Raw genomic sequence first — 26,975 nt, 5'->3', positions numbered from 1 at the left:
CCCAATTGTTTTTCAGCGGGGGCGGGCGGGTTGGTGGGGGCGGGGGGGGTGGGGCCCCCCGGCAGGCGGGGGGTCGGGGCGGGGGGGGGGGGTGCCACCCCCTTGCCCCCCCCCGCTTCCCGCACTTAACGCTGGAGGTATATCAGAAAAATGTGCGGGCGGTGAATTTCTACCATGCTCAGGGCTTTCGCATTGAAGACAGCGCCTGGCAGGATGACACTCAGCACCCGACGTGGATCATGAGCTGGCAGGCGGATCAAACGCCGTTAAGGTAAGCTCGGGTCCCTGATATTTTTCTACCCAGGCCAGCGCCGTGTTCCCTGCGCAGCCATTCCCCAGCTTCGAGCTGGGGAGATCTTTGGTCAGCACGTTAACCGCCCCGTTTTTACAGATCCCTCCCTCGGAAGGCTCAAGGTCGGGCCATGCGCCCTGATGAATGCAGATCACGCCCGGTTTAATCCCGTCGCTCACCACCGCCCCTGCCAGCACCTGCCCGCGCGAGTTCCAGACGCGCACCACGTCGCCGTCCGCAATCCCCCGGGCTTTCGCATCAAGGGAATTCAGCGTGACCGGCTCTCGCCCGGCGACCGCATACTGCTCGCGCAGAGAAGTATAGTTAAGCTGGCTGTGCAGGCGGTGCGCGGGATGCGCAGACAACACCTGCAGCTGTTCCGGCTGGGCGTTACCGTGCCACTCGTCCGGCTCGAGCCACATAGGGTGTGGCGGGCAGTCGGCATAGCCAAAGCTGGCGATGCGCTCGCTGTGGATCACGATCTTTCCGCTCTCGGTTTTCAGCGGGTGGCTCTCCGGGTCGCGGCGGAAATCGGCAAAACGGACAAACTTCGCGTTCTGTTCGCTCTCCGGCATCTCGACGATCTGGTTCGCTTCCCAGAATTCGGCAAATGGCGGAAGCGTCACGCCCTGCGCCGCGCCACGCTGGCCGGCAATCTGGTAGAAGGTTTCCAGCCATTGCAGATCGCTTTTCCCTTCGGTAAAACGCTCGCGACCGCCCGCTTCCCACAGCTCGCTCAGTTCAGCAAACACGTCAAAATCATCACGCGCTTCGTCTCGCGGGGCCACTACGCGCTTCATCGGGACCATATGCTGGTTGCTGTAGTCGCCGGTCATAGTGAGATCGTTACGCTCAAACGAGGTGGTCGCTGGCAGGACAATATCTGCATGCTTAGCCGAGCCGGTCCAGAAGCACTCGGAAATCACCACCAGCTCCGGCTTCTGCCAGGCGCGGATCAGGCGGTTGGTATCCTGATGGTGCGTGAAGTTCGACCCGCCCGCCCACCAGACAAATTTAATGTCCGGGAAGTGGCGGTCCAGACCGTTGTGCTGATAGAAACCGCCCGGGTTTTCCAGGGCTTCAACAATACGCGCCACCGGTATTTTATCCACGGCATCGACGCCGCCCTGCACCGAGCCTTGCAGAGACGCCAGCACCGCCGCTTTACGCGTCGGGTTACCGCCGTTTGCAAAGTGATAGGAGAGACCAAAACCCCCGCCCGGCGTGCCGATCTGCCCAAGCATTGCGGCAAGCGTTACCAGCATCCAGTGTTTTTGCTCGCCAAACTGCTGACGCTGCATTCCCCAGCCGGACATCAACATCGTGGTATTTTTATGGAACAACGCCGCCAGTTCGCGGATTTTCTCCGCAGAAAGGCCGCAAATCTCTGCCGCCCACGCTGCCGTTTTCGCCACCCCATCGGATTGGCCCGTCAGGTAGTCGGCGAATTTATCGAAGCCGGTGGTACAGCGCGTCAGGAATTCAACATCGTGCCAGCCGTTTTCTACCAGCGTATGGGCGATCCCCAGCATCATCGCCACGTCGGTGCCCATATGGGGGGCAATCCACTCGGCGCTGTCGCCGAAGAAATCCATGGTTTCAGAGCGCATCGGGTCAATGCAGATGATGCGCTTGCCGCTTTTGCGCAGCGCGTCGAAATACCCAATCCCCTGCTCGTCGCTGGCATTCCAGGCAATTTTCAGCGTATTGAGCGGGTTGGCGCTCCAGAGCACCACCACGTCGGTATGCGCCAGCACCAGCGGCCAGCTGGTCTGCTGCTGGTACACTTCGTTCCCCCCTACGACGTACGGCATGATCGCCTGCGCCGCGCCGGTGGAGTAATCCCCGAGATGACCGGTATAGCCTCCCGCCAGGCTCATGTAGCGCTGCAGCAGCGTCGAGGCCTTGTGCAGCACGCCGTTCGAACGCCAGCCGTAGGAGCCGGCAAAAATGGACGACGGACCGTAAGTGTCGCGAATGCGCTTATGCTGGGCGTGGATCAGCGCCAGCACGTCATCCCAGCTCACGCGAACAAACTCATCCTGACCGCGGATCCCCTGCGGTTTATCCGGCGATGCCAGAAAACCTTTACGCACCATCGGCCAGCGCACGCGCGTTTTGCTGTGCACCTGATCGCGAACGACGGTCTGTAACGAGTTGGGATGTTGGGTTGGCAGTGCCCCGCGGGACGACAGAACATTTTCGCCATCGGTTTCGACCAGCATCGGCCCCCAGTGGGCGGCGGTCAGAATGGTTTTCGTTGAGGTGCTCAAGCGTGCGCTCCTGGTTGCGTGCAGGTTTACGGCCTTCTTTCTGAGGCAGTTTATGGTTTGTCACAAATTTCAGAGTTATACCCGGAATTTTCTCCGTATCTGGACGTCATAATCAACTGCCACGCTCGCCGTGGCAAAGAATAAAAAGGATTAAGGAAAGAAGATGAAAAAACGCGTACTCGTTATTGCCGCTCTGGTGAGCGGTGCACTGGCTGTTTCTGGCTGCACAACTAACCCTTACACCGGTGAGCGTGAAGCGGGTAAATCCGGCATTGGCGCGGGTATCGGCTCGCTGGTCGGCGCAGGCGTGGGGGCGCTCTCCTCCTCCAAGAAAGACCGCGGTAAAGGCGCGCTGATTGGCGCAGCGGCGGGCGCGGCACTGGGTGGCGGCGTCGGCTATTACATGGACGTGCAGGAAGCGAAGCTGCGCGACAAAATGAAGGGAACCGGCGTGAGCGTGACGCGCAGCGGCGATAACATCATCCTGAATATGCCGAACAACGTGACCTTCGACAGCAGCAGCGCAACGCTGAAACCCGCGGGCGCGAACACGCTGACCGGCGTGGCGATGGTGCTGAAAGAGTACAACAAGACCGCCGTGAACGTGATGGGCTACACCGACAGCACCGGCAGCCAGGATCTGAACATGCGTCTGTCCCAGCAGCGCGCCGATGCCGTAGCCAGCTCGCTGATCACCCAGGGCGTTGAAGCCAACCGCATCCGCACCAGCGGCATGGGCCCTGCCAACCCTATCGCCAGCAACAGCACGGCGGAAGGCAAAGCGCAGAACCGCCGCGTTGAGATTACGTTAAGCCCAATTCAGTAGGTAAAAGCAAAACGGCAACGCTCGTTGCCGTTTTTAGTGGTGGCACCCTCTCCCGTGGGAGAGGGTTGGGGTGAGGGCACCAGACCGCACCCTCCGGTAAGCGCAGCGCCACCGGGCAAATTACTTGATTCGTCTGATTTTCCCGTTAAGGTATTCTCACTAAATTCAGGGAAATCAGCGATGAGCAAACCAGCCCGGGCCACCATCAGCGACGTGGCGAAAGCCGCTAAAACCGGTAAAACCAGCATTTCGCGCTACCTTAACGGCGAGAAACACCTGCTGTCCGACGCATTGCTGGCGCGTATTGAACAGGCCATTGCCGATCTCGACTACCGTCCCAGCCTCATGGCGCGCGGGCTCAAACGCGGCCGCACCCGCCTTATCGGGCTTATTATCGCCGATATCACCAACCCCTATTCCGTTAACGTGCTCAGCGGTATTGAAGCCGCCTGTCGCGAGAAGGGCTTCACGCCGCTGGTCTGTAATACCAACAACGAAGTCGACCAGGAGCTGCATTACCTCGATCTGCTGCGCAGCTACCAGGTCGAAGGGATTGTGGTTAACGCGGTGGGCATGCGGGAAGAGGGTTTAAATCGCCTGCAGCAATCCTCCCTGCCCATGGTCCTCATCGACCGTAAAATCCCGGAATTTGCCTGCGATGTGGTCGGGCTGGATAACACCCAGGCCGCCACTACCGCCACCGAACATCTGATCGAACAGGGCTTCGAGGCGATTCTGTTTCTGAGTGAACCGTTAGGGATGGTCAATACCCGTCGCGAGCGCCTGAGCGCATTTCGCACCACGCTGGAGCGATATCCCGGCGTGATCGCCGAAAATGCCGAAACGCCGCTTCACGAAGCCGACCAGCTCGACAACACCCTGCGCCAGTTCCACACGCGCCATCGCGGGATGCGCAAAGCCGTTATCTCCGCAAACGGGGCGCTGACGCTTCAGGTCGCCCGCTCGCTCAAGCGCATTGGCCTGCACTGGGGCAGCGATATCGGTCTGCTGGGGTTTGATGAACTGGAGTGGGCGGAACTGGCGGGCGTCGGCATTACGACCCTCAAACAGCCCACCTGGCAGATTGGCTATGCTGCTGTTGAACAAGTGGTTCGTCGTATTGAAGGCACCAGCGATGCCGTTCGCGAGCAGGTCTTCTCCGGCGAGCTGATCGTTCGCGGCTCCACGGCGCGTTAATTTTCCCTTGTGATACCGATCATAAATTCAACATCCTGACCTTTTCTTTGGAACCGGTTCCATCTAGCGTAATAGTATTGATATGTTGCGATGGAGTCCGAAGATGGGCAGGAAAATTATGGTGGTCACCGCCGCGTACGGTGCGGAACAGGTGCGACAGGCAGGCGGTCAGCGGGCGATGCTTCCCGTTATTGCAGGCGCAGGGGCAGACGGCGTGGAGATCCGCCGGGAACTGTTCAGCAGCGAAGAGCTGCTGACGCTGCCTGCGCTGGGAGAATCCATTGAGCTGCTCGGCCTGCTGGCGTGCTACTCCGCCCCCGCCGCCCTGTTTATGCCCGACGGCACCCTCAACCCGGATCTGACCCGCTATCTCTCTGAGGCCAGCACCCTGAACGCCCTGTGGCTGAAGGTTTCCCTGGGCCATTTCCGCGACGCGCAGCCTCTCGACGCCCTGCGTACCCTGCTGAACGCAAGCGGCATGGCGCTGGTCGTGGAGAACGATCAGACCGACTGCGGACAGCTCGCGCCGATGCAGCGCTTCCAGGCCGCCTGTCGGGAAATGGCATTGCCCGTCACGCTGACCTTCGACATGGGCAACTGGCTGTGGGTCGGTGATTCCCCCGAAGAGGCCGCGCGTCACCTTGCCCCTGCGGTGAGCTATATCCACGTGAAAGCCGCCGTGCCGCATAAAGATAACTTCCGCGCCGTGGCGCCGGACCACGCTGATGCGCGCTGGCTGGATCTGCTCGGCCAGCTGCCTGCCGATGCCCCGCGCGGTATCGAGTTCCCGCTGGAAGGGACGGATTTAACCGCCGTTACCCGCCATTACGTCAACCTGCTGCGCGAGGAGTAAACCATGCACAAGACGCTGGATGTCATCACCATCGGCGAGGCCATGGCGATGTTTGTCGCCACTGAAACGGGCGAGCTGAGCGCGGTGGAGCACTTTATCAAGCGCGTGGCGGGCGCAGAGCTGAACGTCGCGACCGGCCTGGCGCGTCTCGGCCTGAATGTGGGCTGGGTCAGCCGCGTGGGGGACGACAGCTTTGGCCATTTCGTTCTCGACTCGCTGAAAAAAGAGGGGATTGATGCCGCAGGCGTCACCCTTGATGCACGCTTCCCTACCGGCTTTCAGCTTAAATCCAAGGTCGAAAATGGAACCGATCCCATCGTGGAGTATTTCCGTAAGGGATCGGCCGCAAGCCACCTCTCAGTGGCGGATTACCACGCCGACTATTTCGCCTCCGCGCGCCACCTGCACCTGAGCGGCGTGGCGGCAGCGCTATCCGCCAGCTCGTATGAACTGCTGGATCACGCGGCAGCCACTCTGAAAGCCCAGGGAAAAACGATCTCTTTCGATCCGAACCTGCGCCCGGTGCTGTGGAAAAGCGAAGCGGAAATGGTCGAGAAGCTCAACCGTCTGGCGTTCAGAGCGGACTGGGTTCTGCCGGGCCTGAAAGAAGGGATGATCCTGACCGGCGAAAGCACGCCGGAAGGCATTGCCGATTTCTACCTGAATAAAGGGGTAAAAGCGGTGGTGCTGAAGACCGGCGCCGATGGCGCATGGTTTAAGACGGCCGACGGCCAACAGGGCGCGGTCGCGGCGGTGAAGGTTGAGAACGTTGTCGACACCGTCGGCGCGGGCGACGGTTTTGCCGTGGGCGTGATTAGCGCTCTGCTGGAAGGCAAAACGCTGCCGCAGGCCGTGGCGCGGGGCAACAAGATTGGCTCGCTGGCCATTCAGGTGCAGGGCGACAGCGAAGGATTACCAACGCGAGCAGAGCTTAACGAATAAACATCCCCCTCACCCTAACCCTCTCCCCAGAGGGGCGAGGGAATGAATTGCTCCCTCTCCCCTCTGGGGAGAGGGCCGGGGTGAGGGGCATAAATCGCACTCAGCAAAACAAGCCACCGTGTACCCTACAGACAACGGCGGTAACAACCTCAACAACAGAGGCAAGCCTATGAACAGTTCGACCAATGCAGTAAAACGCTGGTGGTACATCATGCCAATCGTGTTTATCACGTACAGCCTGGCGTATCTTGACCGTGCCAACTTCAGCTTCGCGTCCGCGGCGGGGATCACAGAGGACCTTGGCATCACCAAAGGTATCTCCTCCCTGCTGGGAGCCCTTTTCTTCCTGGGCTACTTCTTCTTCCAGATCCCCGGCGCGATTTATGCGGAACGCCGCAGCGTGCGTAAGCTGATCTTCGTCTGCCTGATCCTGTGGGGCGCCTGCGCGTCACTGACCGGCGTGGTGAACAATATTCCTGCCCTGGCCGCCATTCGCTTTATCCTCGGCGTCGTTGAGGCGGCGGTGATGCCGGCGATGCTGATCTACATCAGCAACTGGTTTACCAAATCTGAACGCTCGCGCGCGAATACCTTCCTGATCCTCGGTAACCCGGTGACGGTACTGTGGATGTCGGTGGTATCTGGCTACCTGATCCAGTCCTTCGGCTGGCGCGAGATGTTTATTATCGAAGGGGTGCCGGCAGTGATCTGGGCATTCTGCTGGTGGGTGCTGGTGAAAGATAAACCTGCCCAGGCGAAATGGCTTTCCGAAGACGAAAAAGCGGCGCTGCAGGCGCAGCTGGATAAAGAACAGCAAGGCCTGAAGGCGGTACGCAACTACGGTGAAGCCTTCCGCTCGCGCAACGTGATCCTGCTCTGCGCGCAGTACTTTACCTGGAGCATTGGCGTGTACGGCTTTGTGCTGTGGCTGCCGTCGATTATCCGCAGCGGCGGCGAGAACCTCGGGATGGTAGAAGTGGGCTGGCTCTCTTCCGTACCGTACCTGGCCGCGACCATCGCCATGATCGTCGTCTCCTGGGCGTCGGACAAGCTGCAGAACCGAAAATTGTTTGTCTGGCCGCTGCTGCTGATCGCTGCTTTTGCCTTTATCGGCTCGTGGGCCGTGGGTGCAAATCACTTCTGGGCCTCTTATACCCTGCTGGTGATCGCCGGTGCCGCCATGTATGCCCCGTACGGTCCGTTCTTTGCCATCATCCCGGAAATGCTGCCGCGTAACGTCGCGGGTGGCGCGATGGCGCTGATTAACAGTATGGGTGCGCTGGGGTCGTTCTGCGGCTCCTGGTTCGTCGGCTACCTGAACGGTGCCACCGGCAGTCCGTCCGCATCGTACATCTTTATGGGGGTGGCGCTTTTCGCCTCCGTGTGGCTTACTCTGATTGTTAAGCCTGCTAATAATCAACAGCATCCTGTCGGCGCACGCCACGCCTGAATCCTTAAAAATCAACGGAGATTAGCATGAAGCCGTCCGTCATTTTGTACAAAGCACTGCCGGAAGATCTGCAGAAACGCCTTGAAGAATACTTCACCGTCACGCAGGTGAAGAACCTGAGCCCGGAAACCGTGGCGCAGCACGCCGAAGCGTTCGCCAGCGCCGAAGGCCTGCTGGGTTCAAGCGAGAAAGTGGATGTCGCCCTGCTGGAGAAAATGCCGAAGCTTCGTGCTACCTCTACCGTTTCCGTGGGTTACGACAATTTCGATGTGGATGCCCTGAACGCCCGCAAGATCCTGCTGATGCACACCCCCCATGCCCTGACGGAAACCGTGGCCGATACGCTGATGGCGCTGGTACTCACCACGGCCCGTCGCGTGGTGGAAGTGGCCGAGCGCGTGAAAGCGGGCGAATGGACAAAAAGCATTGGACCGGACTGGTTCGGCGTGGACGTTAACGGCAAAACGCTGGGCATTGTTGGCATGGGGCGCATTGGGCTGGCACTGGCGCAGCGCGCGCATTTTGGTTTTAACATGCCGATTCTGTATAACGCGCGCCGTCATCACAGTGAAGCCGAAGAACGCTTCAACGCCCGCTACTGCGAGCTGGATACTCTGCTGCAGGAAGCCGATTTTGTTTGTCTGGTTCTGCCGCTGACGGACGAAACGCGTCATCTGATTGGCAAATCCGCATTTGAAAAAATGAAGAAATCCGCCATTTTCATCAACGCGGGTCGTGGCCCGGTGGTAGATGAGAAGGCGCTGATTGCAGCCCTGCAGAACGGTGAGATCCATGCCGCAGGTCTGGACGTGTTTGAACAGGAGCCGCTGCCGGTGGACTCCCCGCTGCTGACAATGCCAAACGTCGTCGCCCTGCCCCACATCGGCTCAGCCACCCATGAGACGCGCTACAACATGGCGGCCACTGCGGTCGATAACCTTATCGCCGCCCTAAGCGGAAAGGTGGAGATAAACTGCGTGAACCCGCAGGTGCAACGATAGAAATGAAAAAACCCGCCAGAAGGCGGGTTTTTGAATTTTGTGCTACTGGGTTGGAAGCTTACAGGCTTACAACGTTACCAGCTGCTGGGCCTTTAGCGCCGCTTTCGATGGTGAAGGACACTTTCTGACCTTCGTCCAGAGATTTGTAGCCATCGTTCTGGATAGCAGAGAAGTGTACGAACACGTCTTTAGAGCCATCGTCAGGAGTGATGAAGCCGAAACCTTTATCAGCGTTGAACCATTTTACCAGACCAGTCATTTTAGCAGACATAGAAATTACCTTATTAACAAATATATTGAGCCTTCCGGCTTGATGGATTGCGTTACAGATTTTTAAGCGATGAAGGAAGGGTCACAACGAAGGGTATCTATGGATAACAATCTGGACTGCTTTACTAAACTGCTTTAGGTCTGTGTAACAAACCGACGGGGATAGTTATACCGATGTGGTAGAAGAATGACAAGCGTTATTTTCGATAAGCATAAAAAAACCCCGCCAGGCGCGGGGTTTTTTCGGTTTATTCTGTGGCCGTGACGGCGGCACTCCAGGCCTGGCTAAAGGCCTGATGCTGGGAGGCCAGCGGCCCAATCAGCGTATTGTACTGGCTTGCCTGCTGCGAGGTCGGGAACTGAATGCCGTTGGCAACAAAGCTCACCTGAGTATCCTGCTGGGCAATAAAGTCGCCCACCTGAACCAGCTGCTGCGTGAAGATTTGCGCGGCCGGAATCAGCGGTTGCAGCGCTTCAGACGGTTTCGTCACCACTTTCTCATATACTTTGTCGAAGACAGGTTTGAGATCGTCACCCTGCTTCAGCGCAGAACGTGAAGCGTCAGCCTGCATTTTCGCATTCTGCAACTGCTGGCTCAGCACGCCAAGCGCACCGTTGGACTGGCGAAGCGGTTCACGCTGCGTCATATAATCCTGCGGAACGCGAATGGCGTTCACGCTATCCACTACCGGACGGATACCGGAATCCATCGCCTGGCTCACCTGCTGTGAATAACCATAAAGAATGGCGTAATCGGACACGAAGGGGCCAAACTGTTTTTTCTGATCCGCAGTCAGCGTCGGCAACCGCTCGCCGCTGCGCATCACTGTATTCTGCAGAAAATCGATAAACGCTTTGCGCTGATCGCCTTCTTTATCAAAACACCCACTCAGGCTAACAACCATCAACAACGCCGCAATAGGCGCAAACCAGCGAGAGCAGGACTTTCCTGTCGCCATTTTATTACTCCTTTCACCCAAAAAAGCGCACACCGGCACACGCGTGCCCGACGCTGACAAGGATAGTCCAGGTCAGCCTTGCAAGATACTCTTTTCATGCAAAACGGCTATTGCCGATTTATTTCTTACCATTTACAAAAAAATACCTGCCGAAGCCGACATATGACTAATCAGGTAATTAGCATAACTATCCATATCGCTGAATCGGGTAAAGCGATCGTTATCGCACGATTAATCACACCCGTGACGATCCTGGGTTCGTATTAGGGACTATTCTTAACTGGCTCTCTGATGTTCTTGATCACGATGTGAGATTTAAGAGGAGTCCTCAATGGAATATAAAGATCCTGAGTTTGAACTGCTGAGCAGTCTGGAACAGATCATTTTTAAAGACGTGCCGCAGGCGATTACCCTGCAACAAAAATCCAATCCCTTTACAGAATATGAGCAATTGCGCAAAGGGACAGGACTGAAAACGGAAGAATTCGCCAGAGCGATGGGTGTCAGCGTGGCTATGGTGCAGGAGTGGGAGTCAAAACGTGAGAAACCCACCCCAACCGAGTTAAGGCTGATGCGCCTGATTCAGGCCAACCCTGCACTCAGCAAACAGATAGCGTAGTGAAGATTGAATGCCCCCGCCTTTGCGGGGGCTTGTGTTTTAAAGGCTCTCGCAACGCCAGCCCGCCTCTTCCCATACCCATTCATGCGTTAATGTTAAGCCTCTTAAAAAAGCCTCATCGTGTGATACCACCAGCAGAGCCCCGGGGAAATCGGCCAGCGCCGCTTCAATGGCCTGGACCGAGGCCAGATCCAGATGGTTAGTCGGTTCATCCAGCAGCAGAAGCTGCGTGGCCTCCGCGCGCCACAGCACGCAGGCCAGGGCGGCTTTAAGACGCTCGCCGCCGCTGAGCTCCGCCAGCGGGAGCGTAACTTTATCAGCACCCAGTTGAAGCTGCGCCAGACGGGTTCGCAATACCCCCTCTTCCAGAGGTGTATGACTCAGGTTGAGATGCGTCATGACCGACTGCGAAAGATCGAGCCGGGAGAGATGCTGGTCGAGATAAGCGCAGCTGACGGACACCTTACAGGTACCCGAACGGGGGGCAATCTCGCCGATGAGGGTTTTTAACAGCGTCGATTTGCCGCAGCCGTTCGGTCCCTTTAACGCCACGCGCATTGGTCCGTCCATCCGCCAGTTGAGCGGAGGAACAGGCACATGCGGCAGCACCAGATCCTCCAGCACCAGTACCTGCTTCCCGTCCGGGATCTGACTCCCCGGCAGGGTGAACATTACCGGGTTATCTTCCTCAACGCGTTCACGCGCCTTATTTACCGCGGCGTTCAGGGCTTCATTTTGCTCGCTGTGCTGTTTTTTCCAGGCGCCGATCCGCTCCTTTGCCGCGCCTTTATATTTGACCCGCTCGAACGACGCGATATTCAGGGTATCAACGGTGCGCAATGTCTTTGCCGAACGCCGCTGGCTGTCATCATGCTCTTTTTGCATGCGTGCCCGAGTGCGTTTGCGCTCGGTTGCAGCATGTTCCAGCGACGCGCGGGCCGCCTGCTGTTCGGCATCGCGTTGGGTTTGATAATCCGCATAATTCCCGCCGTAGCTGCGCAGGTCCGAGGCGCTCAGTTCAAGGATACGCGGCACCTGGGCCAGCAACTCACGGTCATGGGAAGCCACCAGCACGCCGCCCTGAAAACGACTGAGCTGGTCGTAGAACCACGCCCGGCCTTGTCGATCCAGATGGTTAGTAGGCTCGTCCAGCAGCATGAAATCGGCTTCAGCCGTAAACACCCCGCACAGCAGGGCGCGAATGCGCTCGCCGCCGCTGAGTTCACCGGCAGGTTTATCCGGGTCAAACGGCGGGAGATTCGCATTGATAAACGCTTCGCTCAGACGCTCGGCGACATCCCAGCGGCCGTCGAGCGTGTCCAGATCGTCAGGCTGGTAATTGCCGCTGTCGATGCGCTTACGCGCCGCAAAAATAGCGTCATACCCGAGCAGTTCAGCAAGCGTCGTCTGCGGCGAAATGACGTGCTGCTGCGCCACCCAGGCATGCGAGCCAAAGCGTTCAATATGACCGGAAGCCGGTTCATCCAGCCCCGCCAGCAGACGCAGCAGACGCGTTTTCCCGCTGCCGTTGCGGCCAACCAGCGCGCACAGGGAGGGTTCCAGCGTGAGATTCAGCGGACCAAAAAGGGTATCGCCCGTCGGAAACTGACAGGTGACCTGATGCAAAATAAAAGAAGGGGACTGCGCAAAATGAGCCATAAGCACTCCTGAATGAAATCAAAACATCCCCTGCCGACGCGGTGGCGTTTAGCAAGGATCGAAATTCATCAGTCGTGTTTGTTCATTTTTGGGGGGCGCTCCAGCGTGAGAAAGTTAACGCGATAAGGATAGCGGTAATGTGTTGACGGTTTCAAGGTTAAATTTTGGACGACTTATACTCCCTTGAGGGATCCCCACCAAATATTGTCTGCACAGACGGCCCCCTCTCCCTTGAGGGAGAGGGCTGGGGTGAGGGGGAGCATACGGCTCTGGTGGTCATTCCGTTCACTTTATGTTCCTTGCTACTCTGTAACGACAATACCCGTGAACGTGCCAGGGTGGCTCAGTCGCCACCACCCTGGCTACCCGGGCTCCCGGCGGTAAATCGCCGCTAGGCGGTACCTTCGGCTTATTCCTTCCGGCTTATCGGGGACGGGCGGAGGTAACATCCCTGTAAAGCCCGCCCTCTCGGCGCATCCATGCGCCTCGCCCCGGCCTGCAGGAAACGCCTCAGCGATTTACAGCCGGACCATAGCGTCGCTGTAAGACCTCTGCCAGCAGTCTGCTTTTCATTGCGGTAATTTTGCGAGTCTCTTTCCAGAAATGGTAATATCCTCAGTGGCATAGCTCAAATCTATTGCCGCCTGTTTTGATGAGCAGTAAGTTCTCTTCGCACCTGCAAAATCAGGTGCCGGGTTTAGCATCCTGGCTTATCTTATCGGCGGCACATTTTGTGCAGCATGCTTTGCTACATCTCAATGGTGGGCTGAGCAGGGGCATCGAAAGATGCGCCGGTATCCGATAAGGCCGGTAATGCTAACTCTGTTCAGTCCACCACCAGCGAAATTAGCATTTCCGATGGTGGAAGCTTTATCACTTATCGGAGGCTGCCAATATGGCTACTACCCCAACCCAAGTTCATTCTTTAATCACCCTGCCCTTCAACCACGCCACCGACTTCACCGAACTGGCGGATAACTGCGAACGTTTTACCGACGCACTGGTCGATTGCGAAGAACCCGCCCCAAAAATGGCCCTTTACGGCAGACTTTATGCCTGTCTGAATCTTCTGCAACCCACGCTTCTGGATCCTGTTCCGGACGCTTAAAAGCCAGCCTGACCGTGAAGGAACTCCCGTCATGCGTTCCTGCTTTCGAACCCGAATGCGATCAGCTGGGGCGATACTGTCAGGAGATAACGCAGATGCCGATGAACGGCTCACTGCCGCGACAATCTGAAATCGTGATGGAAGATTTGCTGTGCGAACTGGTCAGCTACTTTGCCGATAAGCTGAAGGCACCGCGCTGGCTGCAGACGGACGAAGGCACAATCGCGATCGGCTAAACCTGCCGGATGACGCTGCGCTTATCCGGCTCAGAAAAGCCCCATAAAAAAACCCGCCGAAGCGGGTTTTTAGCATTTGTAACAACGGCACATCACTGCAGCAGCGAAATATCCGCTACGCGCAGGAACAGCTCGCGCAGTTTCTCGAGCATAGAGAGACGGTTAATACGCAGTTCTTTATCTTCTACGTTCACCATCACTTTCTCGAAGAAGGCGTCTATCACGTCACGCAGCTCAGCCAGCTCCACCAGCGCTTCCTGGTAGCGACCTTCCGCGAAGTAAGGCTCGAGCTTGTCGCGCAGCACCACAACCTGCATCGCCAGAGCGATCTCTTCCGGCTCTTTCAGGGTCGCGGCGTTCACGCGCTCGTTCAGCGTCTCGTCGGATTTCGCCAGAATGTTGGATACGCGCTTGTTGGCCGCGGCCAGGGCAGATGCCGCTTCCAGCGTACGGAAGTGGGAAACCGCCTTCATACGCGCATCGAAATCAGCCGGACGGGTTGGACGACGCGCCAGCACCGCCTGAATGGTGTCAACGGTGTAGCCTTCGTCCTGATACCACGCGCGGAAACGACCGAGCATAAAGTCGATCACATCATCCACAACGTTCGCGTTGGTCAGCTTGTCGCCGTACAGACGCACCGCTTCTTCGGTCAGGGTCTGCAGATCGAGGTTCAGGTTCTTCTCAACGATGATACGCAGCACGCCCAGCGCAGCACGACGCAGCGCAAACGGGTCTTTGTCGCCTTTCGGATGCTGACCGATACCAAAAATACCCGCCAGGGTGTCCATCTTATCGGCAATTGCGACGGCACATGCAACCGGGTTGGACGGCAGTTCGTCACCCGCAAAGCGCGGCTGATACTGCTCGTTCAGGGCGACGGCCACGTCTTCCGCTTCGCCATCGTGACGCGCGTAGTGCATGCCCATCACGCCTTGGGTGTCGGTAAATTCGAACACCATGTTAGTCATCAGGTCGCACTTGGACAGCAGGCCTGCACGCGTCGCGTGGTTGACGTCTGCACCGATTTCACGGGCAATCCAGCCGGACAGCTCCGCAATGCGGTCGGTCTTGTCGCGCAGCGTACCCAGCTGCTGCTGGAACAGCACGGTCTGCAGGCGCGGGAGATGATCTTCCAGACGCTTTTTACGGTCGGTATTGAAGAAGAACTCCGCATCTGCCAGACGTGGACGCACCACTTTCTCGTTACCGGAGATAATCTGGATCGGATCTTTCGATTCGATGTTCGCCACGAAGATGAAGTTTGGCAGCAGCTTGCCGTCGTTGGCATAGACCGGGAAGTACTTCTGGTCACCCTTCATGGTGTACACCAGCGCTTCAGCCGGAACGGCCAGGAATTTCTCTTCGAACTTCGCCGTCAGCACAACTGGCCATTCAACCAGAGAGGTGACTTCTTCCAGCAGGCTGTCGCTCAGGTCTGCGTTACCGCCAATCTTGCGCGCCGCGTCTTCCGCGTCCGCTTTGATTTTGGCTTTACGCTGTTCGTAGTCGGCAATGACCTTACCCCGCTCCAGCAGGATCTGCGGATACTGGTCGGCATTGTCGATGGTGAACTCTGGCTCGCCCATAAAGCGGTGGCCGCGGATCACGCGATCGGACGCCACGCCCAGAATGGTCGCCGGGATAACGGTATCGCCCAGCAGCAGGGTCACGGTGTGCACCGGACGCACAAAGTGCACGTCGGACGCGCCCCAGCGCATCAGCTTAGGAATCGGCAGCTTCGCCAGAGAAGTCGCAATCATGTCCGGCAGCAGCGCTTCCGCGCTTTCGCCTTTCACGTGCGCACGGTACAGCAGCCACTCGCCTTTATCCGTGGTCAGACGCTCGGCCTGATCAACGGTGATGCCGCAGCCGCGCGCCCAGCCTTCAGCCGCTTTGCTCGGCTTGCCTTCCGCGTCAAACGCCTGGGCAATCGCCGGGCCACGTTTTTCGACTTCACGATCCGGCTGAGACGCCGCCAGATTTGCCACTTTCAGCGCCAGACGGCGCGGTGCAGCAAACCACTCAATTTTACCGTGTGCCAGGCCAGCGTTATCCAGCTCGGCGGTCACGTTCGCAGCGAAAGATTCAGCCAGGCTGCGCAGGGCTTTTGGTGGCAGCTCTTCGGTGCCGATTTCCACCAGGAAAGTTTTATCAGACATGGCCGCCTCTTATTTGTTTCGGTTGCACATCGGGAAGCCAAGGGCTTCACGGGACGCGTAGTAAGCTTCTGCAACGGCTTTGGTCAGGGTACGAATACGCAGAATGTAGCGCTGACGTTCAGTCACGGAGATGGCTTTGCGGGCGTCCAGCAGGTTGAAGCTGTGGGCGGCCTTCAGAATACGCTCGTAAGCAGGCAGCGGCAGCGGAGTTTCCAGCGCCAGCAGCTGCTGCGCTTCTTTCTCGTACTGCTCGAAGCAGGTGAACAGGAAGTCCACATCCGCGTATTCGAAGTTATAGGTGGATTGCTCCACTTCGTTCTGATGGAACACGTCGCCGTAGGTGGTTTTACCCAGCGGGCCGTCGCTCCAGACCAGGTCGTAAACGCTGTCTACGCCCTGAATGTACATCGCCAGACGTTCCAGACCGTAGGTGATTTCACCGGTGATTGGCTTACATTCCAGACCGCCAACCTGCTGGAAGTAAGTGAACTGGGTCACTTCCATGCCGTTCAGCCACACTTCCCAACCCAGACCCCAGGCACCCAGCGTTGGGTTTTCCCAGTTATCTTCCACGAAACGAATGTCGTGAATGGTTGGATCCATACCCAGCTCTTTCAGCGACCCGAGGTACAGTTCCTGAATGTTGTCTGGTGATGGCTTAATCACCACCTGGAACTGATAGTAATGCTGCAGACGGTTCGGGTTCTCACCGTAACGACCATCGGTCGGACGACGGGAAGGCTGCACATACGCGGTCGCCATTGGCTCTGGCCCCAACGCGCGCAGGCTGGTCATCGGGTGTGAAGTGCCGGCGCCGACTTCCATGTCCAAAGGTTGAACAATGGTACAGCCCTGACGAGCCCAGTAATCCTGTAAGGTCAGGATCAGGCCCTGGAAGGTCTTGGTATCAAACTTTTGCATAGTATTTCGTGCTGGATACGTGTGGTTTTAAATGGAAGGGACCAGTATACCCGCTGGCTGCAAGATATACAGTACGAAACGGGGTTGTTTAGGGAAAATTGGGGAAATAAGCCTTCCGGCCAGAACGCTGACGGCGTCTGGCTGTTGATTATACGAGCAGGCTAGCGCATGGAGAGATGTAAAAACTGACCGTCCGCATCAAACGAGCAGACAAAGCCCTCTTTGCGCGACGTATGTCCCCGCAGCTCATAGCTTCCCTGAAAACGCTCAAACCCGGTGACATCAATTTTCTGTACGTCCGAGTTATAGCGGCGAGCGGCCCGATCTTTACAGAGCGCTTCCATATTCAGTGAACGTTCCGGGCTCATTTTACCCTGCTGCGCTTTCTGCACAGGTGCTTCTTGCGGCGCGCTGCATCCCGCCAGGCTCAACAGCAGAAAGAGTGACGCCACACGCTTCATCATCATTTTTATTACCGCCCTGGTCAGTGGCTGTTATTTTTAGTATCAAAGCTTTTATAGATTACGGTCCGGCATTCTGCGAATCTCGCGGCCTCCCTACAAGCCTGCTGAATAAAACTCAGAATTTTCCAAGCGAAGACTTTTGGACAATGGCAGTCACACTCAATTTACAGGGAATACGAGGAACTGATGCAGTCAAAAATTAACTGGATTGATAACCTGCGAGGAATAGCGTGTCTGATGGTGGTCATGATCCACACGACGACCTGGTACGTCACGAATGCCCACAGCATCAGCCCCGTTAACTGGGATATCGCCAATATTCTCAACTCTGCGTCACGCGTCAGCGTGCCGCTGTTCTTTATGATTTCCGGCTTTCTCTTTTTTGGCGAGCGTAGCGCGCAGCCGCGGCACTTCATCCGCATCGCGGCCTGCCTGGGGTTCTACAGCGCCGTTGCCCTGCTCTATATCACGCTGTTCACCTCCATTAACGCCGGCCTATCGCTGAAATACGTGCTGCAAAAACCGGTGTTCTATCACCTGTGGTTCTTCTTCGCCATTATCGTTATCTATCTGGTCTCCCCGCTCATCCAGGTAAAAAACGTCAGCGGTAAAATGCTTCTGGCCCTGATGGTGGTTATCGGCATTGTCGCCAACCCGAATACGCTCTCACAGAAAATCGACGGATTTGAGTGGCTGCCGGTCAATCTCTATATCAACGGCGATACTTTTTACTACGTGCTTTACGGCATGCTGGGGCGCGCCATCGGGATGATGGACACGCAAAAACGCGGGTTGAACTGGCTCTGCGGGGCGCTGTTTATCGCTGGCGTGGCAGTGATTTCACGCGGGACGCTGCACGAATTGCAGTGGCGCGGCAATTTTGCCGATACCTGGTATCTCTATTGCGGGCCGATGGTCTTTATCTGTGCCGTTTCGCTGCTCACGCTTGCCAAAAATACCCTGAACGCGCGCGCCCTTCCCGTGCTGAGTATTATCTCGCGGCACTCTCTCGGGATTTACGGTTTTCACGCGCTGGTGATCCACGCGCTGCGCACGAGAGGCATTGAGCTAAAAAGCTGGCCGGTGCTGGATATCGTCTGGATTTTTGCCGCCACGCTGGCGATCAGCCTGCTGCTGTCGATGCTGCTGCAAAAAATAGACGCTCGCCGCTTCGTCAGCTAATGCTTCGCTGCCGGGCGCGATGGTACTGGCGCGGGGAGGAAAACCCCGCCGCCAGTGAAGCCTGCTCCACGCCGCGCCCCTGCAATAGCCACTGCTCCGCCACCGCCAGACGCAGCTGTTCCAGATAATCGCGAACGCTAATCCCTAAATGTGACTGGAAAAGCCGGGTGAGATGACGCGGGCTGACGTGCGCCAGTGCGGCAATGTCAGGCAAGCTCCACGTTTTTTGCGGCTCGGCGGTGAGCGCATCCTGCGCCCGATGAATCGCCGGGTGAAGATGATTGCGATAGCGTAGCCACGGAGAGAGCTGGGGATCGTCACCGGAACGGCGGAACCAGACCACCATCTCACGCGCCACGGTCAGCGCCTTTTCGGGGCCGCACAGGCGGTTAATCATGTGCAGCGCCAGGTCGATGCCTGACGTGATCCCCGCGCTGGTCCAGATATTCTCATCCTGCACAAAGATGCGGTTTTCTTTAATCGTCGCCGTGGGGGCCGCGGTGCGTAAACGGCTAATAACGTCATGATGGGTCGTGCACTGTCGGTTGTTCAGCAGGTCCGATTTCGCCGCCAGTAAGGCCCCTGAACAGACGCACATCACGGTGATTTCCTGGCGCTGGATCTGCGGCTGCAGGCGCATCAGCCAGTGCTGGATCTGCTGCGCCTGTGGCGTTGAGAACTGACTGCGGGAGTCGCTCACACCCGGCAGCACCAGCAGACTACCTTCCGGCAGACGCTCCGGCAGCGGCTGAATGCCGCTCATCGTCAGGCCAATCGACGTCTGAACGTCAGGCTGCGGGCCAATGTAATGCAGGCGAAACGCGTCGCCTGCCAGCACAAAGGTTTCTGCCGGGCCGGTCATGTCTAATGACAGCACCCCGGGCAACATCACGAACCAGACGTCGATGCGCATTACAGTGACTCCAGCGTCTCCGCTACCGTTTTAACCTCGGCAAAACGCCCGGACAGTACCGTCTCGGTACGATGGCGAATTTCCGCTGCGCTAAGGGTTATCCCCTTGTACGTCATGGGAAACGTCAGCGTTGCCTCACTAACAAAGGTCACAGCATAACCTAGATCGGATGCCACCCGGGCGGTGGTTTCACAGCATTGTTCAGTGCGAATGCCGCAGATAATCAGCTGGTTGATATCACGCTCGCGCAGCCAGCGGTCAAGCCCGGTATCCGTAAACGCATTATGGACGTGTTTCTGGAAAACCACATCCGGCTGATGACGTAAAAAGGCCATCGGTTTGACATAGCCGCTTTCGAGGGTGAAAGGACTGTCTTCATCCACGTGAAAAATATCAACGACCGGAATATTGCGCGCCTGGCAGCCTTCGATCAGCCCCAGCATCGCCTGCTGAAAGGCAGGAATTTCGTCCTCCTGCCAGTAATTGCGGTGATGGAAGGACTGCTGAGTATCGATGTTGATTAATGCAATGCGTGACATGATAAATCTCCTCGCCAGTGGGTGTAACACCATACTGGCAAGGAAATGAAGGCACGCACAGACCAAAAAAGGACATCCTCGTGCCTCTCCCGGACAAGCGGTTTTACGACATCAGCGGCAACAGCTGTTGGTAGATTTTGCGGAACACGTCGCGCCTCTCCGCGTACCGCGCATGGCGCGCCGCGTCAGGCAAATGCGCCTGTTCAAGCGTAAGCTGCGGCAACAGTTGCGAAAGCGGTTGTTCCGGATGAATGGCTATCTGCGCCAGACGCGCGGCACCGAGCGCGGGCCCAACATCCCCTCCGGTGCGGAAATCCAGCTGCAACCCGCTGATATCAGACAGCATCTGTCGCCAGTAAGGGCTTCGCGCACCGCCGCCAATCAGGGTGACGCTCGTCGGTTTCAGGCCGCAGTCGTGCACCACGTCCATCCCGTCGGCCAGCGCATAGCCCACGCCTTCCAGAACCGCACGCGCCAGTTCTGCCGGGCCATGTTGATGGGTTAAGCCAAAGAACACCCCTTTCGCTTCCGGGTTGTTGTGCGGGGTACGCTCGCCGGAAAGATACGGTAAAAACCAGACGGTACCCGCAGCGTCATCCGCCTGCTGGGCTGCGGAAATGAGCGCCGGAACGTCGGCCATGCCGGTGAGTTTTGCCGCCCAGGCCAGGCAGGATGCCGCGCTGAGCATCACCGACATCAAATGCCATTTCCCGGGAAGGGCATGACAGAAACTGTGCACAGCGCTTTCAGGATTACTGCGATACCCGTCGCTGACGGCAAAATAGACGCCGGACGTTCCCAGCGACAGCATCGCCTGCCCCGCCTCAACCATGCCGACACCGACAGCGCCCGCCGCGTTATCGCCGCCCCCGGCCACCACCGGTACGGCAGGCATATTCCAGCGTTCAGCAACGGCTGGCAGCAGCGCGCCTGTCACCTCACAGCCTTCGTACAGCGCTGGCATATGTTCCCGGGTCAGATAGCATGCATCCAGCATCGCCTCGCTCCAGTCGCGCTTCGCCACGTCGAGCCACATGGTGCCGGCGGCATCGGACATGTCGCTGGCGAAATCGCCCGTTATGCGAAAACGCAGATAGTCTTTCGGCAGCAGGACTTTCGCCACCTGACGGAAAATCTCCGGTTCGTGGCGCTGCACCCACAGCAATTTGGGCGCAGTAAAGCCGGGCATCATCAGGTTGCCGGTAATCTCCCGGGAATTGGGCACGCGTTCCTCAAGAAGCGCGCACTCTTCCGCACAGCGGCCATCGTTCCAGAGGATCGCTGGACGCAGCACGCGATGCTGGCTGTCGAGCAGCGTAGCGCCGTGCATTTGTCCGGCAATTCCCAGCGCTTTCACGTCACGAAGGCTGTGCTGCTCACCTAAGGCTTTAATTGCGCGATCCGTCGCCTGCCACCACTGCTCCGGATCCTGTTCTGACCACAGCGGATGCGGACGTGAAACCTGCAGCGTTTCCGTCTGCGTTGCTAATACGTCGCCCTGCTCGCTCAACAGGATGGCTTTCACACCCGATGTGCCAAGATCGATCCCGATATACATTACGGTGACTCCTTTAACAGAAATGCCCGGTGGCGCTAACGCTTACCGGGCCTACGTGCATCTTCAGCTCAATCACTTATCAAACAGATAGTGGTTTACGAGATTTTCCAGCAGTTCCTGGTGCCCGCTCTGGTGCTGCGGCGCCAGCTGCTGTTGTTCAGCGTACTTCGCAATTTCCGCCAGCGATAACTGACCTTTCAAGATTTGCTGGCCCAGCTCACTGTTCCAGCCGCTGTAACGCTTCGCTACGCGTTTATCCAGCTCGCCGTCTTCAATCATACGAGCCGCAACTTTCAGCGCCAGCGCCATGGTGTCCATCGCGCCAATGTGGCCGTAGAACAGATCGTATTTGTCGGTGCTCTGACGACGCACCTTGGCGTCAAAGTTCAGGCCGCCGGTGGTGAAACCGCCCGCTTTGACGATTTCGTACATCACCAGCGCATTCTCTTCCACGCTGTTCGGGAACTGATCGGTGTCCCAGCCCAGCTGTGCATCGCCACGGTTCGCATCGACAGAGCCGAAAATGCCCAGCGCAATGGCAGACGCGATCTCGTGATGGAAAGAGTGGCCCGCCAGCGTGGCGTGGTTGGCTTCAATGTTCACTTTGATCTCTTTTTCCAGACCGAACTGCTTCAGGAAGCCATAAACCGTCGCCACGTCGTAGTCATACTGATGCTTGGTCGGTTCCTGCGGTTTCGGCTCAATCAGCAGCGTGCCGCGGAAGCCGATTTTGTGCTTATGGTCGACAACCATCTGCATAAAGCGGCCAATCTGCTCGCGCTCCTGACGCAGGTCGGTGTTCAGCAGCGTTTCATAACCTTCACGGCCACCCCACAGGACATAGTTCTCGCCACCCAGCTGATGCGTAGCGTTCATTGCCGTCACCACCTGCGTGGCTGCCCAGCTAAACACTTCCGGATCCGGATTGGTTGCCGCGCCCGCGCCGTAGCGTGGGTTGGTGAAGCAGTTTGCCGTGCCCCAGAGCAGCTTCACGCCGCTTTGCTGCTGTTTCGCCGCCAGTACATCCACCATCTGCGCAAAATTGTTCAGATACTCTTTCAGCGACGCGCCTTCCGGCGACACGTCCACGTCATGGAAGCAGTAGTACGGTACGTTCAGCTTGTGGAAGAACTCAAATGCGACATCGGCTTTGCGCTTTGCCAGCTCAATGGCCTCACCCGGCTGCTGCCACGGGCGGTCAAAGGAACCCACGCCGAACATATCGGCGCCGTTCCAGCAGAAGGTATGCCAGTAACAGGCGGCAAAGCGCAGATGATCTTCCATGCGCTTACCCAGCACCAGCTCATCCGGGTTGTAGTGACGAAATGCTAAAGGATTGGTCGTTTTTGGGCCTTCGTAACGAACACGATCGAGTTGGTCGAAATAAGCTTGCATATTGAGCTCCATAATCAGGGTATGCGGCGAGTCGTTGATACAGGAGTAATAGTGAATAGACATTTTGGGTTGCTCAATTACGTTATTTCACACTGCTATTGAGAGAATGCACAACTGTGCGCTGGCTCGCAAAATAATGCGCAGACAAACTATTTTTCGGCGCGTATTCCAGAATCAAATGTAATTAAGACGTTACGTATTTTAAAATCCGATCGCGGTCATAAATTCAGAAATAAACCAAATATCATAATGAGAAGATAAAAATCTGTAATTGCCAGCCCGCCTTTCCGCGTTAAAAATTTGCTGCGTCTCAGTAGTGAATGTTTCTTTTATCTCAGCAACACATACCCCTACAAAAAGGCCTAATAATTATGAAGATAAAGAACCTGACTCTAACGCTCTGCACTACGCTCCTCCTTGCAAGCTTTGCAGGACATGCCAAAGAGGTCAAAATTGGCATGGCGATTGACGACCTGCGCCTGGAGCGCTGGCAAAAAGATCGCGATATTTTTGTGAAGAAAGCAGAATCCCTCGGCGCTAGCGTGTTTGTTCAGTCGGCTAACGGCAACGAAGAAACACAAATGTCGCAGATCGAGAATATGATCAACCGTGGCGTCGATGTCCTGGTCATTATCCCCTATAACGGCCAGGTATTAAGTAACGTGGTGAAAGAAGCCAAACAGGAAGGCATAAAAGTCCTGGCCTATGACCGCATGATTAATAATGCGGATATTGATTATTATATTTCGTTCGACAATGAAAAAGTCGGGGAATTACAGGCGCAAAGCCTGATCGACAAAGTGCCTCAGGGCAATTATTTCCTGATGGGCGGCTCTCCGGTAGATAACAACGCCAAACTGTTCCGCGAAGGGCAAATGAAAGTCCTTAAGCCGTACATCGACAACGGGAAAATTAAAGTGGTTGGCGATCAGTGGGCCGACGGCTGGCTGCCAGAAAACGCGCTGAAAATTATGGAAAACGCGCTGACGGCCAACAACAACAAAATTGATGCGGTTGTGGCCTCCAACGATGCCACCGCAGGCGGCGCTATCCAGGCCCTGAGCGCACAGGGGCTGGCCGGAAAAGTCGCCATTTCAGGACAGGATGCCGATCTCGCTGGCGTAAAACGCATTATCGCAGGCACCCAAACCATGACGGTCTACAAACCGATTACCCAGCTGGCCAATACGGCGGCGGAAATCGCCGTGGAGCTGGGCAATGGCAAACAACCTAAAGCAGACGCAACGCTGAATAACGGCCTGAAAGACGTTCCGGCTCGCCTGCTCACGCCGATTGAAGTCAATAAAGAAAACATTGACGCTACCGTGGTTAAAGACGGTTTCCACAAGAAGAGCGAACTGTAATCCGGCGCGGCCCCTGCTCTGCGGGGGCGCATCACGTTGTACTGTTCTTCCCTCGGGTTATGTGGAGCGGTTATGCCCTATTTACTTGAAATGAAAAGCATCACCAAGCGCTTCGGCACGGTGAAAGCCGTCGATAACGTTAGCCTCCGGTTGAACCCCGGCGAAGTGGTTTCACTGTGCGGCGAGAACGGCTCGGGCAAGTCGACGCTGATGAAAGTGCTGTGCGGGATCTACCCACACGGCAGCTACGAAGGCGAAATCGTCTTTGCCGGTGAAGTGATTCAGGCGACACACATCCGCGATACCGAACGCAAAGGCATCGCCATCATCCACCAGGAGCTGGCGCTGGTGAAGCATCTCACCGTGCTGGAGAACATCTTTCTCGGTGCCGAAATTTCCCACCGCGGCGTGCTGGATTACGACACCATGACGCTCCGCTGCGAAAAGCTGCTGGCGCAGGTGAGCCTCAACATTTCACCGGATACCCGCGTGGGGGATCTGGGCCTGGGTCAACAGCAGCTGGTCGAAATAGCGAAGGCGCTAAATAAACAGGTCAGGCTGCTGATCCTTGATGAGCCAACGGCCTCGCTTACCGAACAGGAAACCGCGGTTCTGCTCAACATCATCCGCGATCTGCAAAACCACGGCATCGCCTGTATCTACATTTCGCACAAGCTGAACGAGGTCAAAGCCATTTCGGACACCATCTGCGTGATCCGCGACGGGCAGCACATCGGCACACGTGAAGCCACCGGGATGAGCGAAGATGACATCATCACCATGATGGTGGGCCGCGAGCTGACGGCGCTCTACCCGAATGAGCCTCACGCTAAGGGCGATGAAGTGCTGCGCGTGGAAAACCTCACCGCGTGGCACCCCGTTAACCGCCACATCAAGCGCGTCAATAACGTCTCGTTTTCCCTTCACGGTGGTGAAATTCTTGGGATTGCCGGCCTCGTCGGTGCCGGACGCACCGAAGCCGTACAGTGCCTGTTTGGCGTGTGGCCGGGGCGCTGGGAGGGCACGGTTTATATCGACGGCCAGCCGGTGAAAATCGACAACTGCCAGCAGGCGATTGCCCACGGTATTGCCATGGTGCCGGAAGATCGTAAGAAAGACGGCATCGTACCGGTGATGGGGGTGGGTAAAAACATTACGCTTGCGGCACTCGATCGGTTCTCCGGCGCGCTGAGCAGCCTGGACGACGCCGCCGAGCAGCAGTGCATCCTCCAGTCGCTTGCCCGGCTGAAGGTCAAAACCTCCTCGCCGGAACTGGCGATTGGCCGTCTGAGCGGGGGAAACCAGCAGAAGGCAATTCTGGCGCGCTGCCTGCTTCTCAATCCACGCATATTAATCCTTGATGAGCCAACGCGCGGGATTGATATCGGTGCCAAATATGAAATCTACAAACTGATTAATCAGCTTGTACAGCAAGGGATTGCCGTCATTGTCATTTCGTCTGAGTTACCCGAAGTGCTCGGCCTGAGCGACCGTGTGCTGGTCATGCACGAGGGAAAACTGAAAGCCAACCTGATTAACCAGAACCTGACGCAGGAGCAGGTGATGGAAGCCGCTTTAAGGAGCGAACGTCATGTCGAAAAGCAATCCGTCTGATATCAAAGTCGCTGTTCCGACGCCCGGTGCGTTCGCGGGCTTAAAAGCGCTTAACCTGCAGGTTTTCGTGATGATCGCGGCCATTATCGTCATCATGCTCTTCTTTACCTGGATGACCGATGGCTCGTACTTAAGCGCACGTAACGTCTCCAACCTGCTCCGCCAGACCGCCATCACCGGCATTCTGGCGGTGGGCATGGTGTTCGTGATTATCTCCGCGGAGATCGACCTGTCGGTCGGGTCGATGATGGGTCTCCTCGGCGGCGTGGCGGCGATTTTTGACGTCTGGCTCGGCTGGCCGCTGCCGCTGACCGTGGCGGTCACGCTGGTGCTGGGTCTGGTACTGGGAGCCTGGAACGGCTGGTGGGTTGCCTACCGTAAGGTGCCATCGTTCATTGTCACCCTGGCGGGGATGCTGGCCTTCCGCGGGATCTTAATCGGCATCACCAACGGCACCACCGTCTCCCCGACCAGTGCAGCCATGTCGCAGATTGGCCAGAGTTACCTCTCGGATAGCGTGGGCTTTACCCTCGGTGTGGTGGGGTTGCTGGGGTTTGTCGCGTGGCAGTGGCGTGGACGCATGCGCCGTCAGGCGCTGGGGCTGGCTTCTCCAGCGTCAACGTCGGTGGTGGGGCGTCAGGCGCTCACGGCGGTCATTGTGCTGGGCGCCATCTGGCTTTTAAACGACTATCGCGGTGTCCCGACACCCGTCCTGCTGCTGGCGCTTTTACTGCTGGCCGGTATGTTTATGGCGACGCGCACCGCGTTTGGCCGCCGTATTTATGCCATTGGCGGCAACCTTGAAGCTGCCCGTCTCTCGGGTATCAATGTCGAACGTACCAAGCTGGCGGTTTTCGCCATTAACGGCCTGATGGTCGCTATCGCCGGGTTGATCCTTAGCTCGCGTCTGGGCGCCGGTTCTCCCTCCGCCGGTAACATCGCCGAGCTGGATGCTATCGCCGCCTGCGTCATTGGCGGCACCAGCCTCGCAGGGGGTATCGGGAGCGTGGCGGGCGCGGTCATGGGGGCATTTATCATGGCGTCGTTGGATAACGGGATGAGTATGATGGACGTCCCGACGTTTTGGCAGTATATCGTCAAGGGGGCCATTCTTTTACTGGCAGTCTGGATGGACTCGGCCACCAAGCGACGGGCCTGATAACCGTATTGTGACTTAA

The 26,975-nt window shown here is 57.2% G+C and carries 22 protein-coding genes and 3 pseudogenes; 14 read left to right on the top strand and 11 right to left on the bottom strand.

The window, feature by feature from the left end:
- Positions 1 to 110: 110 nt before the first annotated feature.
- Positions 111 to 275, top strand: a pseudogene (locus UR289_RS18835) (GNAT family N-acetyltransferase); the annotation flags it as partial.
- On the opposite strand, the gene UR289_RS18830 reads toward UR289_RS18835, so the two are convergent.
- Positions 238 to 2,517: a molybdopterin guanine dinucleotide-containing S/N-oxide reductase gene (locus tag UR289_RS18830; protein ID WP_320711268.1), complete on the bottom strand. Its 2,280-nt coding sequence runs from the start codon at positions 2,515 to 2,517 to the stop codon at positions 238 to 240. The pseudogene UR289_RS18835 and the gene UR289_RS18830 overlap by 38 nt on opposite strands.
- 211 nt (positions 2,518 to 2,728) lie before the next feature.
- Here UR289_RS18830 and UR289_RS18825 point away from each other — a divergent pair, with 211 nt between their 5' ends.
- The 6 genes from UR289_RS18825 to ghrB all read left to right on the top strand — a co-directional run bounded on the left by UR289_RS18825 (position 2,729) and on the right by ghrB (position 8,834).
- Positions 2,729 to 3,391 (top strand): OmpA family lipoprotein, encoded by a 663-nt coding sequence (locus UR289_RS18825; protein WP_024909080.1) that lies wholly within the window; start codon positions 2,729 to 2,731, stop codon positions 3,389 to 3,391.
- Between the two features lie 180 nt (positions 3,392 to 3,571).
- Positions 3,572 to 4,588 carry a LacI family DNA-binding transcriptional regulator gene (locus UR289_RS18820; RefSeq protein ID WP_023309954.1) on the top strand — a complete coding sequence of 339 codons (1,017 nt, stop codon included), beginning with the start codon at positions 3,572 to 3,574 and terminating at the stop codon, positions 4,586 to 4,588.
- 103 nt (positions 4,589 to 4,691) lie between these two features.
- Positions 4,692 to 5,441: a sugar phosphate isomerase/epimerase family protein gene (locus UR289_RS18815; RefSeq protein ID WP_045400220.1), complete on the top strand. Its 750-nt coding sequence runs from the start codon at positions 4,692 to 4,694 to the stop codon at positions 5,439 to 5,441.
- A gap of 3 nt (positions 5,442 to 5,444) precedes the next feature.
- Positions 5,445 to 6,383 (top strand): sugar kinase, encoded by a 939-nt coding sequence (locus UR289_RS18810; RefSeq protein WP_320711263.1) that lies wholly within the window; start codon positions 5,445 to 5,447, stop codon positions 6,381 to 6,383.
- A 169-nt stretch (positions 6,384 to 6,552) separates the two neighbouring features.
- Complete coding sequence (locus UR289_RS18805; RefSeq protein ID WP_048980837.1) at positions 6,553 to 7,833, top strand: MFS transporter; 1,281 nt, start codon at positions 6,553 to 6,555, stop codon at positions 7,831 to 7,833.
- Between the two features lie 26 nt (positions 7,834 to 7,859).
- The gene (gene ghrB / locus UR289_RS18800) at positions 7,860 to 8,834 is read left to right on the top strand and encodes a glyoxylate/hydroxypyruvate reductase GhrB (RefSeq protein WP_320711261.1); all 975 of its coding nucleotides are present in this window, start codon (positions 7,860 to 7,862) and stop codon (positions 8,832 to 8,834) included.
- Between the two features lie 58 nt (positions 8,835 to 8,892).
- Here the strand turns inward: ghrB and cspA are convergent, their stop codons facing one another.
- On the bottom strand, positions 8,893 to 9,105 hold the full coding sequence (gene cspA, locus UR289_RS18795) for an RNA chaperone/antiterminator CspA (protein ID WP_003860775.1): 213 nt from the start codon (positions 9,103 to 9,105) through the stop codon (positions 8,893 to 8,895).
- A gap of 247 nt (positions 9,106 to 9,352) precedes the next feature.
- Complete coding sequence (locus tag UR289_RS18790) at positions 9,353 to 10,063, bottom strand: DUF3053 domain-containing protein (protein WP_023309949.1); 711 nt, start codon at positions 10,061 to 10,063, stop codon at positions 9,353 to 9,355.
- A gap of 331 nt (positions 10,064 to 10,394) precedes the next feature.
- Here UR289_RS18790 and UR289_RS18785 point away from each other — a divergent pair, with 331 nt between their 5' ends.
- Complete coding sequence (locus UR289_RS18785) at positions 10,395 to 10,682, top strand: HTH-type transcriptional regulator (protein ID WP_029740975.1); 288 nt, start codon at positions 10,395 to 10,397, stop codon at positions 10,680 to 10,682.
- Between the two features lie 39 nt (positions 10,683 to 10,721).
- Here the strand turns inward: UR289_RS18785 and UR289_RS18780 are convergent, their stop codons facing one another.
- On the bottom strand, positions 10,722 to 12,341 hold the full coding sequence (locus UR289_RS18780; protein ID WP_320711258.1) for an ABC-F family ATP-binding cassette domain-containing protein: 1,620 nt from the start codon (positions 12,339 to 12,341) through the stop codon (positions 10,722 to 10,724).
- 782 nt (positions 12,342 to 13,123) lie between these two features.
- On the opposite strand from UR289_RS18780, the pseudogene UR289_RS18775 reads away from it, so the two are divergent.
- Together UR289_RS18775 and UR289_RS18770 are read left to right on the top strand one after the other, a co-directional pair.
- A pseudogene (locus UR289_RS18775) lies at positions 13,124 to 13,270 on the top strand (HAD family hydrolase); the annotation flags it as partial.
- Positions 13,237 to 13,685 (top strand): annotated as a pseudogene (locus UR289_RS18770) (hypothetical protein). The pseudogenes UR289_RS18775 and UR289_RS18770, both read left to right, overlap by 34 nt.
- A 92-nt stretch (positions 13,686 to 13,777) precedes the next feature.
- Here the strand turns inward: UR289_RS18770 and glyS are convergent.
- From glyS to UR289_RS18755, 3 genes are all read right to left on the bottom strand, one after another.
- A complete protein-coding gene (gene glyS / locus UR289_RS18765; RefSeq protein WP_182931405.1) occupies positions 13,778 to 15,847 on the bottom strand; it encodes a glycine--tRNA ligase subunit beta in 2,070 nt (689 codons plus the stop codon).
- Positions 15,848 to 15,856: 9 nt separating this feature from the next.
- Positions 15,857 to 16,768: a glycine--tRNA ligase subunit alpha gene (gene glyQ, locus UR289_RS18760; protein WP_003860141.1), complete on the bottom strand. Its 912-nt coding sequence runs from the start codon at positions 16,766 to 16,768 to the stop codon at positions 15,857 to 15,859.
- 161 nt (positions 16,769 to 16,929) lie between these two features.
- Positions 16,930 to 17,235: a YsaB family lipoprotein gene (locus UR289_RS18755; protein WP_033147005.1), complete on the bottom strand. Its 306-nt coding sequence runs from the start codon at positions 17,233 to 17,235 to the stop codon at positions 16,930 to 16,932.
- A gap of 183 nt (positions 17,236 to 17,418) precedes the next feature.
- On the opposite strand from UR289_RS18755, the gene UR289_RS18750 reads away from it, so the two are divergent.
- A complete protein-coding gene (locus tag UR289_RS18750) occupies positions 17,419 to 18,414 on the top strand; it encodes an acyltransferase (protein ID WP_047059754.1) in 996 nt (331 codons plus the stop codon).
- On the opposite strand, the gene UR289_RS18745 is transcribed toward UR289_RS18750, so the two are convergent.
- From UR289_RS18745 to xylA, 4 genes are all read right to left on the bottom strand, one after another.
- Entirely contained in the window at positions 18,407 to 19,327 is a 921-nt protein-coding gene (locus UR289_RS18745; protein ID WP_320711256.1) for a GlxA family transcriptional regulator, read from the bottom strand. The two genes, UR289_RS18750 and UR289_RS18745, sit on opposite strands and share 8 nt — an antisense overlap.
- Positions 19,327 to 19,866, bottom strand: a complete 540-nt coding sequence (locus UR289_RS18740) for an isochorismatase family protein (RefSeq protein ID WP_320711254.1) — start codon at positions 19,864 to 19,866, stop codon at positions 19,327 to 19,329. The genes UR289_RS18745 and UR289_RS18740 overlap by 1 nt, the downstream gene beginning before the upstream one ends.
- A gap of 103 nt (positions 19,867 to 19,969) precedes the next feature.
- Positions 19,970 to 21,424, bottom strand: a complete 1,455-nt coding sequence (gene xylB / locus UR289_RS18735) for a xylulokinase (RefSeq protein ID WP_320711252.1) — start codon at positions 21,422 to 21,424, stop codon at positions 19,970 to 19,972.
- A gap of 72 nt (positions 21,425 to 21,496) precedes the next feature.
- Positions 21,497 to 22,819, bottom strand: coding sequence for a xylose isomerase (xylA, locus tag UR289_RS18730; RefSeq protein WP_087823749.1), 1,323 nt, complete (start codon positions 22,817 to 22,819; stop codon positions 21,497 to 21,499).
- 371 nt (positions 22,820 to 23,190) lie between these two features.
- Between xylA and xylF the strand changes: the two genes are divergently transcribed.
- The 3 genes from xylF (at position 23,191) to xylH (ending at position 26,956) form a co-directional block, all read left to right on the top strand.
- Positions 23,191 to 24,183 (top strand): D-xylose ABC transporter substrate-binding protein, encoded by a 993-nt coding sequence (gene xylF / locus UR289_RS18725; RefSeq protein ID WP_032650791.1) that lies wholly within the window; start codon positions 23,191 to 23,193, stop codon positions 24,181 to 24,183.
- A 72-nt stretch (positions 24,184 to 24,255) separates the two neighbouring features.
- A complete protein-coding gene (locus tag UR289_RS18720; RefSeq protein ID WP_320711251.1) occupies positions 24,256 to 25,797 on the top strand; it encodes a xylose ABC transporter ATP-binding protein in 1,542 nt (513 codons plus the stop codon).
- Entirely contained in the window at positions 25,775 to 26,956 is a 1,182-nt protein-coding gene (xylH, locus tag UR289_RS18715; RefSeq protein WP_039261156.1) for a xylose ABC transporter permease XylH, read from the top strand. The genes UR289_RS18720 and xylH overlap by 23 nt, the downstream gene beginning before the upstream one ends.
- Positions 26,957 to 26,975: the final 19 nt, after the last annotated feature.

Source organism: Enterobacter sp. 302C9, from assembly GCF_034106085.1.
GTDB lineage: Bacteria > Pseudomonadota > Gammaproteobacteria > Enterobacterales > Enterobacteriaceae > Enterobacter > Enterobacter asburiae_B.
The sequence above is the reverse complement of the archived record's forward strand: the minus strand, read 5'-3'. Positions and strand labels throughout refer to the sequence as shown.